At 56.6% G+C, this 14023-nt stretch carries 14 protein-coding genes; 6 read left to right on the top strand and 8 right to left on the bottom strand.

The window, feature by feature from the left end:
* Positions 1–21 precede the first annotated feature (21 nt).
* From denD to ACT3T7_RS06890, 6 genes are all read left to right on the top strand, one after another.
* Positions 22–984 (top strand): D-erythronate dehydrogenase, encoded by a 963-nt coding sequence (gene denD / locus ACT3T7_RS06915; protein WP_444630458.1) that lies wholly within the window; start codon positions 22–24, stop codon positions 982–984.
* An 86-nt stretch (positions 985–1070) separates the two neighbouring features.
* Positions 1071–2072 carry a TRAP transporter substrate-binding protein gene (locus ACT3T7_RS06910; RefSeq protein WP_193053373.1) on the top strand — a complete coding sequence of 334 codons (1002 nt, stop codon included), beginning with the start codon at positions 1071–1073 and terminating at the stop codon, positions 2070–2072.
* A 61-nt stretch (positions 2073–2133) separates the two neighbouring features.
* Positions 2134–2703, top strand: coding sequence for a TRAP transporter small permease (locus ACT3T7_RS06905; protein ID WP_444630457.1), 570 nt, complete (start codon positions 2134–2136; stop codon positions 2701–2703).
* Positions 2700–3974 (top strand): TRAP transporter large permease, encoded by a 1275-nt coding sequence (locus ACT3T7_RS06900; RefSeq protein ID WP_444630456.1) that lies wholly within the window; start codon positions 2700–2702, stop codon positions 3972–3974. The genes ACT3T7_RS06905 and ACT3T7_RS06900 overlap by 4 nt, the downstream gene beginning before the upstream one ends.
* A 10-nt stretch (positions 3975–3984) precedes the next feature.
* The gene (locus ACT3T7_RS06895; RefSeq protein ID WP_444630455.1) at positions 3985–5298 is read left to right on the top strand and encodes an aldehyde dehydrogenase family protein; all 1314 of its coding nucleotides are present in this window, start codon (positions 3985–3987) and stop codon (positions 5296–5298) included.
* A 37-nt stretch (positions 5299–5335) separates the two neighbouring features.
* Entirely contained in the window at positions 5336–6229 is an 894-nt protein-coding gene (locus tag ACT3T7_RS06890; protein ID WP_444630454.1) for an NAD(P)-dependent oxidoreductase, read from the top strand.
* A 250-nt stretch (positions 6230–6479) separates the two neighbouring features.
* Here ACT3T7_RS06890 and ACT3T7_RS06885 read toward each other — a convergent pair whose 3' ends face one another.
* The 8 genes from ACT3T7_RS06885 to ACT3T7_RS06850 form a co-directional block, all read right to left on the bottom strand.
* Positions 6480–6908: a YbaN family protein gene (locus ACT3T7_RS06885; protein ID WP_444630453.1), complete on the bottom strand. Its 429-nt coding sequence runs from the start codon at positions 6906–6908 to the stop codon at positions 6480–6482.
* A 126-nt stretch (positions 6909–7034) separates the two neighbouring features.
* Positions 7035–7796 (bottom strand): ATP-binding cassette domain-containing protein, encoded by a 762-nt coding sequence (locus tag ACT3T7_RS06880; RefSeq protein WP_444630452.1) that lies wholly within the window; start codon positions 7794–7796, stop codon positions 7035–7037.
* A complete protein-coding gene (locus ACT3T7_RS06875; protein WP_444630451.1) occupies positions 7790–8824 on the bottom strand; it encodes a FecCD family ABC transporter permease in 1035 nt (344 codons plus the stop codon). The genes ACT3T7_RS06880 and ACT3T7_RS06875 overlap by 7 nt, the downstream gene beginning before the upstream one ends.
* Positions 8824–9693, bottom strand: a complete 870-nt coding sequence (locus tag ACT3T7_RS06870) for a heme/hemin ABC transporter substrate-binding protein (protein WP_444630450.1) — start codon at positions 9691–9693, stop codon at positions 8824–8826. The genes ACT3T7_RS06875 and ACT3T7_RS06870 overlap by 1 nt, the downstream gene beginning before the upstream one ends.
* The gene (locus tag ACT3T7_RS06865; protein ID WP_444630449.1) at positions 9690–10742 is read right to left on the bottom strand and encodes a ChuX/HutX family heme-like substrate-binding protein; all 1053 of its coding nucleotides are present in this window, start codon (positions 10740–10742) and stop codon (positions 9690–9692) included. The genes ACT3T7_RS06870 and ACT3T7_RS06865 overlap by 4 nt, the downstream gene beginning before the upstream one ends.
* 32 nt (positions 10743–10774) lie before the next feature.
* Complete coding sequence (locus tag ACT3T7_RS06860; RefSeq protein ID WP_444630448.1) at positions 10775–12769, bottom strand: TonB-dependent receptor domain-containing protein; 1995 nt, start codon at positions 12767–12769, stop codon at positions 10775–10777.
* 121 nt (positions 12770–12890) lie between these two features.
* Positions 12891–13055, bottom strand: coding sequence for a hemin uptake protein HemP (gene hemP, locus ACT3T7_RS06855; RefSeq protein WP_193054698.1), 165 nt, complete (start codon positions 13053–13055; stop codon positions 12891–12893).
* A gap of 295 nt (positions 13056–13350) precedes the next feature.
* Positions 13351–13842: a YciE/YciF ferroxidase family protein gene (locus ACT3T7_RS06850; RefSeq protein WP_444627101.1), complete on the bottom strand. Its 492-nt coding sequence runs from the start codon at positions 13840–13842 to the stop codon at positions 13351–13353.
* Positions 13843–14023: the final 181 nt, after the last annotated feature.

Here is a 14023-nt window from a genome sequence, read left to right as displayed (position 1 = left end):
TAAAGCGAGGACACCTTAATCATGCATATCTTAATCACGGGCGCCGCTGGGTTTTTGGGACAGCGTCTTTTACATCGACTGATTAGCCGCAAAGAGCTGTGCGGTCAGCCGATCACCCACTTAACGCTGGTCGATCAAACCCAGGCTGCCGTACCCGACGCGCCTGATATAACGATCCGCAACGATGCTGTGGATATTACTGCTCCAGATGCGCTGGGCAGTGCGCTTGATCGAAAGCCCGATGTCATCTTCCACTTGGCTGCGGTCGTAAGCTCCGCGGCTGAGGCTGATCTGGACCTAGGCATGGCGGTCAATTTTGATGCTACTCGCGCCTTGCTGGAAGGTTGCCGTGCCCGGCAGTTGAATAAGACACGCTTAGTCATGGCAAGCTCCGTGGCGGCTTACGGCGGGGATCTGCCTGATGTGCTGGATGACATGACGGCTTCGCAGCCGCAAACATCCTATGGCACGCAAAAAGCAATGTGTGAGCTTCTCATCAACGACTACAGCCGACGCGGCCTGATTGACGGCAGGGTACTGCGTTTGCCGACCATTGTGATTCGTCCTGGGCGGCCGAATGCTGCGGCGTCGAGCTTTGCGTCCAGCATTTTGCGCGAGCCCTTAAGCGGGGAGGAGGCCATTTGTCCCGTACCGTTGGATCAGGCGCTTTTCGTTATGTCGCCGGATAAGGTGATCGAAGCGTTGATACATGGCGCCGAAGTGCAGGAAGAAGCGTTGGGTAAGTTTCGCGCATTTATACTGCCGGGCATCACGACCGATGTTTCCGAAATGCTCGAGGCGTTGCGTGAGGTGGCGGGCGCAGAAGCGGTGGCGCGTGTACGTCATGAGCCAGACCCGCGTATCGAACCCTTGGTGGCAAGCTGGCCCGCGCGCTTTGAAACTGCTAAAGCGAACCAGCTGGGTTTTGTCGGGGACCGAGATTTCAAACAGATTATCGATGCCTATGTGGCAGAGCATCGCTAATGGATCTTCGCCTGCCTGGCGGGCGAGCAATAAGGGGCGATTACTCCCCATCATTCTTACTAATAAATACAATCAGGAGTATTACCATGACCACTCGTTTCGCTCGGCGTACGCTTGCGACCGCTATTGGCACCGCTACCACGCTGGCTCTGGCCGGCTTGGCATTTCAGGCTCAGGCCGCTACAGAGGTAAGCGTGGGCTACGCCATTTCCAGCGACTCCCACTATGGCGCTGGTTCCCGCGCCTTTAAAGAGACGCTTGAAAGCCTTTCTGATGGTGCTTTTACCGTGACGGATCATCCCAGTGGTTCGCTTGGCGGAGAGCGGGCCATGATTGAAGGGCTGCAGATCGGCACCGTCGATATAGTGATCACCTCTTCCGGACCCTTGGGTAACTTTGTCCCCGAGACCTATGTTCTCGATCTACCGTTTTTGTTCACCAGTTACGAACAAGCCCGCTGCGTACTTGACGGAGAGATCGGTCAGGAACTGCTCGATAAGATGGGCGACCACGACCTGGTCGGCCTCTCCTGGTCGGAAAACGGTTTCCGCCATATCACCAACAGCCAAAAAGCCATTGAAAAGCCAGAAGACGTTAGCGGCTTAAAAATTCGCACCATGGAGAACCGTATTCACCAGCAGGCCTTTGAAGGGCTAGGGGCCAGCCCGACGCCCATGGCCATGCCGGAGCTGTTTACCGCCCTGCAGCAGGGTACGGTGGACGGTCAGGAAAACCCCATTACGGTGATTGTGGCTGCGAACCTCTATGAGGTCCAGGATCAACTATCGCTGACCGGCCATGTTTACTCGCCTGCCATTGTGCTCGGCTCACCGGTGCTAATTGATGGGCTGAGCGAGGAGGAGCGTGAATGGTTTAATGAGGCCGCTCAAGCTGCTACCGAAGCTACCCGCGCTGAGGTTTCACGTTTGGAAGAGGAGGGCGTGGCTTTCCTGCAAGAGCAGGGTATGACGGTCACGGATAATATTGATCCAGCACCGTTCCAAGAGGCAGTAGAGGCCGTTCATGCTGACTTTATTGAGCAGTATGGCGAGGAGATGCTAGAGCGCATTCGTAACAGTAGCTGCTGAACCCATCCCGTGGCGCCCTCTGGGCGCCACTTGCCCATAACCTGACGGGGTGAGGTGATTTATGGTGTCCTGGTTTCTGCGTGTCGAACATGTGTTGACTCGGTTAGCGCTGGCGATTGCTATTTTGATGTTGATCGTTTCAGTGTCGTTGGGATTCTATCAAGTGCTTACACGATTTCTCTTCAATGCGCCCTCGACGTGGTCGGAGACGTTGTCACGGGCGACGATGATCTGGTGTGTGTTTATGGCTTCTGCCGCCACGTTCCGCGGCGGCTTTATGATGGCCGTAGAGGTTATCTACAAGCTCGTGCCCAAGCCCACCCTGCTGGCGCTTGAATGGTTTATCGGTCTGTGCTGTCTTCTGGTGCTCTCTGTATTGGTATTCTACGGCATCCAAATGACCCAGCGGGTTAGCAATCAGACGCTGTCCGCGCTTGAGGTCTCGATGTCCTGGGCATATGCGGCTATTCCAGTGGGCAGTGCCTTTGCGATGCTGGCCGTTATTGCGCGGCTGCTGGCCCAAAGTTGCGGTCTTGAAACTTTAGGGCCAATGCATGATGAGACAGTCGAGCAAGAGGCTGCAGCAACGTCCGGCATGCCGCCTGCTACCCCGAGTGAGCCGCGCTTATGAACTTAGCCATTGGTCTTTCTCTGTTGATTTTGTTCGCCACCGGCGTGCCGATCGCAATCTCCATTCTGCTGGCATCGATCATCGGCATTGAGTTTTTTTCGCGCTTTCCCTTGATGATGGTGCCTCAACAGCTGTTTGTAGGGCTGGATAACTTCCCGCTGATGGCGATTCCTTTTTTCATCTTGGCGGGCAACCTGATGGCGGCCGGTGGTATCTCTAGCCGACTGGTTGATCTGGCCAAGTCAATCGTGGGTGGCGTTCAGGGCGGGTTGGCGATGACCTGCGTACTGACCTGCATGATGTTTGCGGCAGTATCAGGCTCCAGTGTGGCGACGACCTTTGCTATCGGTGCGATTCTTATTCCAGCAATGGTCAAGCACGGCTATCCCAAACCCTTGGCTGCCTCCATCCAGGCTTCATCGGCAGAGCTGGGGGTGCTGATTCCGCCCTCTATTCCCTTGATTCTATTTGGGGTAAGTACCAATACCTCGATTGGCCAGCTGTTCATTGCAGGCATTGGTCCGGGGTTATTGGTTGGTGGTGCGCTGCTGGTCTTTGTTTATATTTTCTGCAAGCTGCGCGGTTTTGGTCTTCAAGATCGCAATGACCGCACTCGCTTTACGACGGCCTTCCAGCGCGCCTGGGCGGCGATGCTGATGCCGGTGGTGGTCATCGGCGGCATCTATGGCGGGATTTTTACGCCCACTGAAGCCTCGGCGGTGGCGGTGTTTTATGCCTTGGTGGTCGGTGCTTGCTACCGCGAGCTTAAGCTGGTCGACCTAATCCCCGTACTGCGTCAAAGCGTTGTGTCTACCGCTGCGGTGATGCTGATTATCTCAGCGGCCGCTCTGTTTAGTTTCCTGATTAGCCGTTCCGGCCTTCCCGCCCAAGTCGCCGCTGGAGTCACGGCGATGTTCGAAAGCCCCTGGGCTTTTTTGCTGGCCGTCAACGCCCTGCTGCTTGTGGTGGGGATGTTTATCGAGACCGGCGCGGCGATCCTGGTACTGGCCCCGATCCTTACGCCGATCGCCATGCAGTTTGGCGTTCATCCGGTACATTTCGGACTGATCATGGTGGTTAATTTAGCCTTGGGAATGATTACTCCGCCGCTGGGCGTAAACCTGTTTGCCGCGTGTGCAGTGGCGAAGATTTCCATTGATCAGATGCTGCCTTGGCTGGTTCGCTTTGTGCTGGTGGTGCTGACGTGTCTGATGGCAATTACCTATATGCCCTGGATCTCCATGGGCTTGGTTGACCTACTGTATGGCTAGGAGTCTGTTGATGATTGATTTGCCCGAATTTCCACCCCAGGCGGCGCTAATAGGCAATATCTGGGTTGATTCCGGTGCGACGCTACCCGTAGAGGCGCCCGCTCGTGGCGAAGTCGTCACGCATATCGCCCGCTGCACGCCCGAGCATGTCGATGATGCCGTCGCCACAGCGCGGCGCGCCTTTTCAGGTGAGCTAGGAGAGTGGGCGCAATGGAGTGCCCGCCAACGCAGCGCCTGGCTATTTGACTTTGCTGATGCCATCGAGGCCAACCATGAGCATTTATCGGCTTTAGAATGCCTGGACACTGGAAAGCCCTTAACCCAAGCGCGCGCGGATATTAAAGCCTGCGCGCATTACTTTCGCTTTTACGGCGGTGGCGCCGATAAATTACATGGCGAGACCCTACCTTATGAAGAGGGCTACACCGTCATGACGTTGCGTGAGCCGTATGGTGTTTGCGCGCAGATTATTCCCTGGAATTACCCGTCACAGATATTTGGCCGCTGCGTGACAGCCGCCCTGGCTGCGCATCCGGGTATTGATCATCTCTCATTCACCGGTTCTCCTGAGACCGGTACCCATGTAACCCAAGCGGCGGCAAAGCATCATGTGCCCGTCACGCTAGAGCTGGGTGGCAAGTCGCCGCAGATTGTCTTTGAAGATGCCGATCTAGATGCGGCTTTCGACGCAGTGGTGCGTGGGATTATCCAGAATGCCGGGCAAACCTGCTCGGCGGGAAGTCGCCTGTTGATACAGCGCGATATATCGAAAGCGTTTACGGATCGTCTGATAGAGCGTTTCTCGGCGCTACAGTGTGCATCGGGCGAGGAAGATGCCGACTGCGGCCCGCTGATCAATGCCCGTCAAAAATCGCAGCTCGATAATCGGCTAGCCATGGCCGAAGCGGACGGTATTCGAGTTGCGGCAAGAGGGCAGCTAGCTAAAAACGCCTCACCGGCCGGGCATTTCGTCGTCCCGCATCTGCTTACCGACATTCCCGATGATCATGACGTGCTGCGCGAAGAACTGTTTGGGCCCGTGCTGGCCGTTCAGATATTTGACGATGAAGCACAAGCGCTGCGCTTGGCCAATGCAACCGACTTCGGGCTGTGTGCCGGTGTCTGGACGCGCGACGGTGGCCGCCAATTACGCTTGGCGAGAGGCATTCGTAGCGGCCAGGTATTTATCAATAACTACGGTGCGGGCGGCGGCATTGAACTGCCTTTCGGCGGTGTCGGGCGCTCCGGGTACGGGCGGGAAAAAGGCTTCGAGGGGCTGCGCAGCTATACTCGGATAAAAACGGTCGCCATTCGCCATGGCTAGAACACAATCGTAACTACATTAGGCTAGGAGCTTATTCATGAATCAATCCGTTCGTACAGAGCATCGCATCGGCATGGTGGGTGTAGGGTTAATGGGCCACGGCATTGCCAAGAACATTCTCAACGCGGGGTATTCCCTGGCCTTTCTGGACCACCCTGGTAACCAGCCCGTGGACGATCTACTGGCGGCAGGCGCCGTGTCGTGCTCAAGCGCGTGGGAAGTGGCCGAAAAAGCCGACGTGGTATTGCTGTGCGTAACGGGATCACCCCAAGTAGAGGCCGTGCTGTTTGAGCCGGATGGCGTGCTGGAGGGGCTCGCCCAGGGCTCCATCGTGGTGGACTGCTCTACCTCGTTGCCAAGTTCCACGGCTAAGGTTGCCGCTAGGGTAGAAGAAGCGGGTGGCCACCTGGTCGATGCGGCGATGACACGCACGCCCAAGGAAGCTGAGGAGGGGCGGTTGAACCTTATCGTCGGTGCATCCGAGACGCTGTTTGAAGCGTTGTGTCCGCTACTCGAGAGTTTCGCTGAGGTCATTACCCACGCGGGAGGCGTAGGCTCAGGGCATACCCTTAAGCTACTGCATAACTACGTGTCGTTGGGCTTTTCAGCCGTACTGGCCGAGGCGACTGCGGCTTCCCTGCGGGCGGGTATCGATGACCACGCTTTTCTGGAGGTTTTGACCAAGGGCGGCGGGGGCGGCGTGGTGCTGGAACGGTTACGTCCCTTTATTGAATCAGGCGATGCTTCGGGGTTTCGCTTTAGCGTGGCGAACGCGCATAAAGATCTCGGCTACTACCACACCATGACCGATGAGCTTAATACGACAAGAGGCGTCGCCGGCGCGGTAGCGGCGCTGTACGCCGGTGTGGAGGATCAGACCATGGCGGTGCCGGAGTTGATTCGTTTGCTAGAGGAGCACGCTGAAGTCTGATCATTGTGGCGTTGGCTTGGCGAGCGCTGAAGACTATAAAAACGGAAGGAAGTTGCCGCGATTCGTTACCTCAAAAAAATCTTATTATTTCACCGTATGAGGTGACGACGTGAACCTTCTTGCAACACCAAAATTACTAAAGCGGTACCGAGAGAGCATTTGTAGGTATTTCGAGGAAACTTGTCTCCCTGCGAGATCAAGGAAAGTGTTTTATCCGGGATATCTTCTAGACATGTATCCTCCGGTTATCTCAATCACGCGCACTCGGTTCAGGTCGTGTCGCGAGCCAGCAGGCGATGCACGCCAGCAGCGCAACGATAGCCCAGCGTAACCAGCCCTCGCCTAAATGCCAGAGCAGGATCATCGCGCTGGCAAAAATACTGCTTACCGCGATGTATTTAGCGCGTCTAGAAATAGCGCGCTCACGCTCCCAGTTTTTAATCAAAGGCCCAACATAACGCCGCGAACGGATCCACGCTTCAAAGCGTGGTGAGCCTTTGGAAGCGCAATATATGGCGCCCAGCATAAACTCGGTCGTGGGCAGCAAGGGCAGGAAAATACCGATAACACCAATCCCAAAACTCAGCGCAGCAAGGCCTACCCATAAGGCGCGTACTAGCGTTAGGGGCTCTTTTGATGGGCGCTTTGGCGGTGAGCTTACGGGTGGTTTCTCGTTCATTTATCCAGTTTCTCATGGATAACAGGGCTTGGCGATGCGCCAGGTCAGGCGATGACCCACTAATAGGTGGATACGCTAAGCATACTACGCCGTATTAAGAACGGGTTAACGCTCTTCAAGCGCGCATTAACGCATTAGTGCCAGTAGCGGGGTAGAGGTCGTCTGGCTCGTGAGTGCCTGGAGTTCTGCCTCGTACACATCAGCAATGCTGGCGGGGACGAGAACGTCATGTGGTTTACCATGCGCTATACGCTGTCCCTTTTGCAGTAACCAAACGTAGTCGGCGTAAGTGCCGGCCAGGTTCAGGTCATGTAGGACGCATACGATGGCCATATGATGCCGTGTGGCCCAGGTGCGTAGTTGACGCATTAGTCGCTGCTGCTGGCCGATATCCAAGGCGCTGGTAGGTTCATCCAGCAGAAGTAGGCCGCCATCCCTGGCAGCGTCCGAGCGCCGCGAGAGCAGTTGGCAGGCGCCGCGGGCGATCATCACTCGCTGGCGCTCGCCGCCCGAAAGCGAGAGCACGCTGCGCTTGGCGAGCGGGACGAGGTCCAGGTCATCGAGCAGTTCGGCGATGAGTGCTTTATCGGGGTTGCTCCCCAGACACACCAATTCTTCCACTCGCCAATCGAAGCCGACAGGTTCCTGCTGAGCGACAAGCGCACGTCGGCTGGCGAGTGCGGTGACTTCCCATTCATGCAGCAAGTGGCCATCCAACTGTACGGTGCCCTGTTCGCAGCGGCGATAGCCTGACAGCATGCTGAGCAGCGTGCTCTTGCCCGCACCATTAGGCCCTACAATCGCGAGCAGTTCGCCCGGGTGGATCTCGCCATCGATAGGCGCTAGTGCGGGAATCGAGGTGAACCCCGCTTGATGCAGAGTCAGCATGACGGGCTCCGGCGCATAAGCAGATACAGGAAGTAGGGCCCGCCCAAAAGGCTTGTTAGCAGCCCGACCGGGATCTCGGCAGGTGCACCTAGCGTACGTGCCAGGGTATCGGCGACCACTAACAGCAGCGCCCCGCCCAGCATTGAGGCAGGCAGGAGTAACCTGTGTCCGGGCCCTAGCCAAAGCCGTAGGCAGTGGGGAACCAGCAGGCCAAGAAAGCCAATGACACCGGTGAGCGCTACGCAAAGCCCGACGCCAAGTGAGGTGGCCACGACAATGCGGCGTTTGAGGCGGTTGGCGTCCAGCCCCGCCGCATGGGCCGTGGTTTCGCCTAGCTGAAGCAGGTCAAGCTCGCTGGCACTGCGCATTAGCATCCACAGTGCCAGGCTAATCAGTACCAAGGCGATAGCGGTGGTTCGCCATAAGGCATGGGTTAGCGTGCCCATGCCCCACAGGCTCAGTTGGCGCAGCTGTTCATCGCTGGCGATAAACGCAAGGACGCCACCCGCAGCGCCGGCCAGAGTGTTAATCGCCAGGCCCGCTAGCAGCAGGGTCATAACGGCGGCACTCCCACCCTGGCGTTTGGCCAAGCCAAACACGATGACACATACGCTCAGCGCGCCCAAAAAGCCAGCAGCAAACTGGCCGTAAAGGCTGTTGACGGCGCTACCCTGAAAAATAACGATCCATAGCGCCACAAATAGCCCGGCACCGCTGGCAAGGCCGAGCAGAGTTGGGTCGGCTAAAGGATTACGAAATAGCCCCTGCATGGCAGCGCCGCTGCCTGCGAGCATGGCGCCTACGGCAACCCCCAGCAGCAAGCGCGGTAAGCGCAGCTGCCACCAAACCTGTGTGCTGAGCGTATCGGCATTGCCGCTTAGCAGTGCCCATGGGGAGAGCCCTAATGCTCCCGACGCCGCGCCCCACGCCAAGGCAAGTAACAGCGCAAGCGTTAAACCGATAAGGACTCGTGGAGCGCGCCCCATCGGTCGCATCGTACGCTGACGATAAGCCGTTAAGCTGACCATTACGGCGCAGCCAGTGCAGTGGGCGAGGCGTTGAGCAGCGCTTCAACATCCTGGCGTAAGGCTAACAGCTGGTCGGGCGCACGTGGCCCAAAGCCCAGCAGTGCCTGATCATCGATAACGATTAACCGCTGCGCTTGGCCTGCCGGAGTAAGTGCCATGCCGGGTAATTGCCATAAGGCCGTTGGGCCGCCCATGGCGTCTAAACCGCGCGCTGACATAATGATCAGCTCAGGTGCCTCGCGCACCAACGCCTCGGCGCCAACACTGTGGTAGCCCTCCATCGTTGCAAAGGCGTTTTCCAGCCCGACGGCTTCAAGTGCCGTATGCGCCGCGGTTTGGCTTCCGGCAGCGCGCGGCGTTAAGCCGCTATGCTGGAGAATAAACATCGCCCGGGTTGAAGGTAAGGGAGGCAAATCGGCTAGGTATTCAAGCTTGTCAGTCAAGGCTTGCGCTAAAGCGTTGGCTTTTTCATGCCGGTCAGTGTAGCTACCCACCGCGCGAACCTTTTCAGCAATGGCCTCTAGCGTCGCGGGTGCGCTAACCACATCCAGCGTAACGCCGACAGCGTTCAGCTGTTCAAGCACTTCTTTAGGGCCGGTATGCTGATTGGCAAGGATACGGTCAGGCTGAACCGACAGTACGCTTTCGACCGAGAGCTGGCGCAAATAACCCACGGAGGGCAGCGCTGTCAGGGCCTCAGGATAGAGAACCGTATCGTCGCGGGCGACCAGATTAATGTCAGCCTTCAAGGCCGAAAGCGTTTCAGCAATATCGCCGCCCAGCACAACCCAACGTTCGCTGGCGCTCGTTTCCAGGCTGAACAACAGCGCAAGCAAAACGCCGGGCAGCAGTCGAACAGGCTGCTTCATGCCACGGCCTCACGCTGATTAAGCTCATTCAATAGCTGCCGCCAGGCGCTGGATTCGGGATTGCCCTCTCGGCGCTCGGCGTATATTTGCAGGACTAATGCGCCTTGTGCGTCAAACGCTTCAATGCTGGTGACGCCTCCGTCACGATTGGGTTTAGACACTTGCCACACCTGATCAATGGCGGTGTCGTCCAGGTGCAGGGTAAAGCTATCGCCAAACAGATTCAGCCAGCCCCGTGCGCGCTGGGGTGTGGGCAGCGTGCCCGTGCGGATTTGTACGCAGCCGGGGCTGGCGACAAACAGCATGAGCGGCAAGGCGTGTTGGCTTGCCTGATGGAGCAGGTTTTCCAGTATGTTAGCCGGTAGCGCCCGGGTATAGTGGCCCTCCATCAGCTGGTTGGCCTCAATACGCTCCAGACGATGGCGCTGCAGCAGAGCGAAGAATTGATGCACGTCCTGCATCGCTCCCCATTCGCTCGCAAGATCGGGGACATTGGGAAGCGGGCGTTTAAGGCGTGGTGCACTCTGGGTGAACGCTGGAGTGTCCTGGGTGCCGAGTGCTGCTAACGCGTTCCAGGCGCTGGGAAGCGGTGTTTCCAGCGCAAAGCATTTGTGCACGGCGCAGCCATGCTGGTTAAATATTTGCAGGCTCCAGCGCCACTCCTCCGAGCCATCTTGTGAAGGCATGGCATCGCGAATCAGGCACACCCAGTGCCAGTGGGAATACAGCAAGCGAAGATCCAAACCGCCGGGGTCGAGCAGTAGTCCCGTTTGGGCTCCGCCGCGCAGTTCAGGATAGTCCCCGGTTTGTTCAAGGACGGCCAGGCGCGAGCGGGTCAGCGATTTTACGCGGCCAAGCGTGGGCAGATAGCTTGCGATCTCACTGGGTGGCAGGGGCAGTGTCCATACATCACGCCCCAGGCGAGCCGCCTGTAACTCGCCTTCGCTAATGGCCAGGCGCTCGGCAATATCAATAGCGGGCAGGCGCGGCTGTGCTTCACGCGCAGCATCAAAGGCTTCCAGAATAGCGATCTGTTGGGATTGCGTCATGAGCTCACCTCCATCGGGTGCATGGTGTGGCATTACCACTGCCAGTTGAGGGTAGCGAACAGGCTGCGCCCATCGCCTAAGCTGCCATCGGGGCGGTACCACACTTTATCGCCCAGGTTGGCCAGGCGTAGCGAGGTATCAATGGCGGGGGTAAGGCGCCAGGCCAGGTGTACATCGTGTAGCCCGTAGCCTGGCAAGCGCTCGTCATCGCCCTGTTTGTCGAAATCACGGGCAAACCGACCTTGCCAGCCCAGGCGAACATTACCGTTGTACAGTGCAATATCACTGCCTAAGGTCGCTTCCAGCGGCGTTTGATTGCCTAGCGGCGCGCCGGTGTCGCGGTCTTTGCCGGAGACTTCGGAAAGGCCTGCAAAACTGGTAAGGAAAGAAAAAGTGCTGGGCTGCCAGAAAATGCGGGCATCATAGCCCCACAGCTGGGCGCGTTGAACGTTCACGGCTTGAGTGGTGCCTGCCATAATATCGACCTGAGTATCGATAAAGTCATTGGCACGGGTATCAAAGTAGCTGGCACGCACTTGCCAATCTCCCTGATGCCAAACCACGCCGCTCTCCCAGGTATGACTGGTTTCAGGGACAAGATCCGGGTTGGGTATCCAATAGTTGTCGGGCGTACAGAAGAACGGCCCGGCACAGAACCCCGCAAAGTGGCGTTCATTAGCATATAGCTCAGAAAGGCTCGGAGCGCGGAAAGCCTCGGCGTATCCGGTAAATAGCATCAATGCGTCGTCGGGCCGCCAGGCAACGCGAAAACGTGGGGAAATCTGGTCATGTACGCTGTTGGCCTCGCCTTGGCCGGTGGCATCGTAACGGTCATAGCGGGCGCCTAATCCAATGTCGAATGCTCCCGCGCCGCCCTCCGTCAGGTAACGGCCGGCGGTGAGCGTTGTATCCAGGTAGGCTGCTTGCGTATCAATGTTGGCATGTGGGAAACCATTCGCATCGCCTTCAGGACGTTGGCGGGCCTGCTCCAGTTCAGCACCAAATACCAGCGTTTGAGAAAGCCAGCCATGCTCCATTCGGTGATAGCCGTCGCTTTGCAGCCCCGCACGCTCCAGAGTGCGGCTGGCCCTTGGCTCATCAATATCTTGCTGGCTAAAGGTGAGTCGTGAGGTGATCTCGGTAGCCGCACCTGGCTGCCAGCGGTGGCCGAGCTGCACATTGTTGCTCTGAACGTCGCGGTCGCGCAGTGGGTTGCTGGCATCTGTAGAACGCTGTTGCGGATTAGCGGGTTGGGTGGTGTGCTCGTCGTAATGTTGCCAGCTAACAAATACCCGCTGATCGTCATCTGGCTGCCAGCCACCTTTTAGCAACAGGCTGTTGAGCGAGGCATCTTCATCGGCCATCTCGCCACCGGCGCGACGAATATCACCGGACTTGCTACGGCCTATTGAGAGAAGACCATCGACGCGGCCATTTGACGTATCACGACGACCAAAAGCGGTAAGGCTGCCACGTAACTCGTCACTGGCGCTTGCGCCACCGACAGAAAGCCGTACACCGCTTTCCTCGTCGGGCGCAAGTAGGTCCTCGGCATCTACGCTGTTAAAACTAACCACACCGCCCATCGCGTTACTACCGTAAAGGCTAGAGAGCGCTCCGCGGGCAATCTGGACATGTTGAATCAAGGCGGGATCAAGGAAAAAGTTACCGATATGACCCGTGGAAATATCTTGCCGAACACCATCCAGGCGGACCAGTACGCCCTCGCGGCCAAAGCCACGCAGGCTCAGCGTTTGGCCGTTGCGGCGCCCTTGTCCTGCAACGTGTAGGCCAGGCTGACGGCTTAGTACGTCTTCCACTCGGCTCGCGGTGGCCAACACTGCATCATCACGCTCAATAATATCGATGATGAGTGGGGCACGGGAAAGATCCGTGGGCACTCGTGTACCGGTGACAGTGACAGGATCAAAGGAGTGAGGCTCAATCTCTGGTTGCGCCAAGGCAGGTGCTACCAATAGAGGGCAAAACGTAAGATAAAGCGGGCAAAGCGAGTAAGCGCGTTTCATGGGCCAGACCATTCCAACAATAAGAAGGTAATAGGTGCTGGCTGGGTGCGTCGGCTACCTGGCTGGCATTAAGCTTGGGACGTATTAATAGCAAATGCTAAGGGGTCGTAACGGTCAGTTGTTAAGCCGTTAAAATAAGTTTTCCGCTTTTGGTAAAACGTAGCAGATAGCGCCGGTTTTCGTGATGAATCACCAACTGGCCTTCTGACCCCAGTAACTCTCGACTTTCCACTTCACGTGGTGGCGGTGTTTTCTCCCGCGAGGTGCTTTTTTCCATGCTGCACATGAGATGAAATTCCCTATGCTAATGATAGTTATTATCGATAAGATATCAGCCTGTTTGCGTTAACTCAAGCATCAACTATGGGTTGGCTAAGGCCAAACCAGGGCAGGCAGAGATCAAAATGGGAATCGTGAGGAGAGGATGTGAGCGAGCCGTTACGACATAATGCGCCCACAATAGGCGATCAATAGCATCAGGGCAGTTCCGTTAATAGCTGGCTCCCCCTGCTACGAATAATATCTGATAGTCGTAATAATGGGGGTGAGCCAGCTATTGAGACCCGTTTGCCAAGCAGCCGTTAACCCGCTTTTTTGTTAACGTTGGCTTCTGCCAGTTTGCTTAGCTTGTCGTCTGTCGATTTCTCTTCTTTAAGTGTTTCGGCCAGGATGTTTTTAGCGTCTGTATAGCCTAACTGCTCGGCAAGGGCGCAAAGAGTGCCGTATGTCGCAATCTCGTAGTGCTCTACTTTTTGCGCTGCGCCAATTAAGCCTGCATCTCGTACAGGGCCTTTCTCGGTGGCTTCAATGAGTTCCTGGCCTTCTTCAATCAAGCCTTCCATCGCGTGGCACTTGATTCGCTTGATACGGATATCCGGCAGGCTATCCGCGACTTTCTCAAGCCGCTCCAACTGGCCTTGGGTTTCTTCAAGGTGGTGTTTGAAAGCGTCGGCTAATTGAGGGTCGTCAGCTGCGCGGGCCATCTTGGGCAGCGCCTTAGTTATCTGCTTTTCAGCACTGTTCGTATCGGAAAGCAGATGAATGAAAAGTTCCTTGGCATTTTTAATAACCATCAGTCGGCTCCTTCTCGGTTAATAAAGCATTATCCGTAATGAAAGACGGAAGCCATTTAAAGCTAGCAGGGATTTAGGAACTCAAGTGTTTATAAAAGTTAAGCTTTAAATTGAAAATTAGTTGGCGCGTGGTTAAATTTTTTATTTTAGAAAGTGGTATTAATCTACGTTAAAAGTTTAA

This window comes from Halomonas sp. 111 (genome assembly GCF_052379685.1).
Classification (GTDB): Bacteria; Pseudomonadota; Gammaproteobacteria; order Pseudomonadales; family Halomonadaceae; genus Vreelandella; species Vreelandella citrativorans.
This window is presented reverse-complemented; position numbering and strand designations above follow the sequence as displayed.

Bases quoted from the DNA above. Each gene is read 5' to 3' on its own strand.
- denD (WP_444630458.1), top strand. From the start codon at position 22: ATGCATATCTTAATCACGGGCGCCGCTGGGTTTTTGGGACAGCGTCTT.
- ACT3T7_RS06910 (WP_193053373.1), top strand. From the start codon at position 1,071: ATGACCACTCGTTTCGCTCGGCGTACGCTTGCGACCGCTATTGGCACC.
- ACT3T7_RS06905 (WP_444630457.1), top strand. From the start codon at position 2,134: ATGGTGTCCTGGTTTCTGCGTGTCGAACATGTGTTGACTCGGTTAGCG.
- ACT3T7_RS06900 (WP_444630456.1), top strand. From the start codon at position 2,700: ATGAACTTAGCCATTGGTCTTTCTCTGTTGATTTTGTTCGCCACCGGC.
- ACT3T7_RS06895 (WP_444630455.1), top strand. From the start codon at position 3,985: ATGATTGATTTGCCCGAATTTCCACCCCAGGCGGCGCTAATAGGCAAT.
- ACT3T7_RS06890 (WP_444630454.1), top strand. From the start codon at position 5,336: ATGAATCAATCCGTTCGTACAGAGCATCGCATCGGCATGGTGGGTGTA.
- ACT3T7_RS06885 (WP_444630453.1), bottom strand. From the start codon at position 6,908: ATGAACGAGAAACCACCCGTAAGCTCACCGCCAAAGCGCCCATCAAAA.
- ACT3T7_RS06880 (WP_444630452.1), bottom strand. From the start codon at position 7,796: ATGCTGACTCTGCATCAAGCGGGGTTCACCTCGATTCCCGCACTAGCG.
- ACT3T7_RS06875 (WP_444630451.1), bottom strand. From the start codon at position 8,824: ATGGTCAGCTTAACGGCTTATCGTCAGCGTACGATGCGACCGATGGGG.
- ACT3T7_RS06870 (WP_444630450.1), bottom strand. From the start codon at position 9,693: ATGAAGCAGCCTGTTCGACTGCTGCCCGGCGTTTTGCTTGCGCTGTTG.
- ACT3T7_RS06865 (WP_444630449.1), bottom strand. From the start codon at position 10,742: ATGACGCAATCCCAACAGATCGCTATTCTGGAAGCCTTTGATGCTGCG.
- ACT3T7_RS06860 (WP_444630448.1), bottom strand. From the start codon at position 12,769: ATGAAACGCGCTTACTCGCTTTGCCCGCTTTATCTTACGTTTTGCCCT.
- hemP (WP_193054698.1), bottom strand. From the start codon at position 13,055: ATGTGCAGCATGGAAAAAAGCACCTCGCGGGAGAAAACACCGCCACCA.
- ACT3T7_RS06850 (WP_444627101.1), bottom strand. From the start codon at position 13,842: ATGGTTATTAAAAATGCCAAGGAACTTTTCATTCATCTGCTTTCCGAT.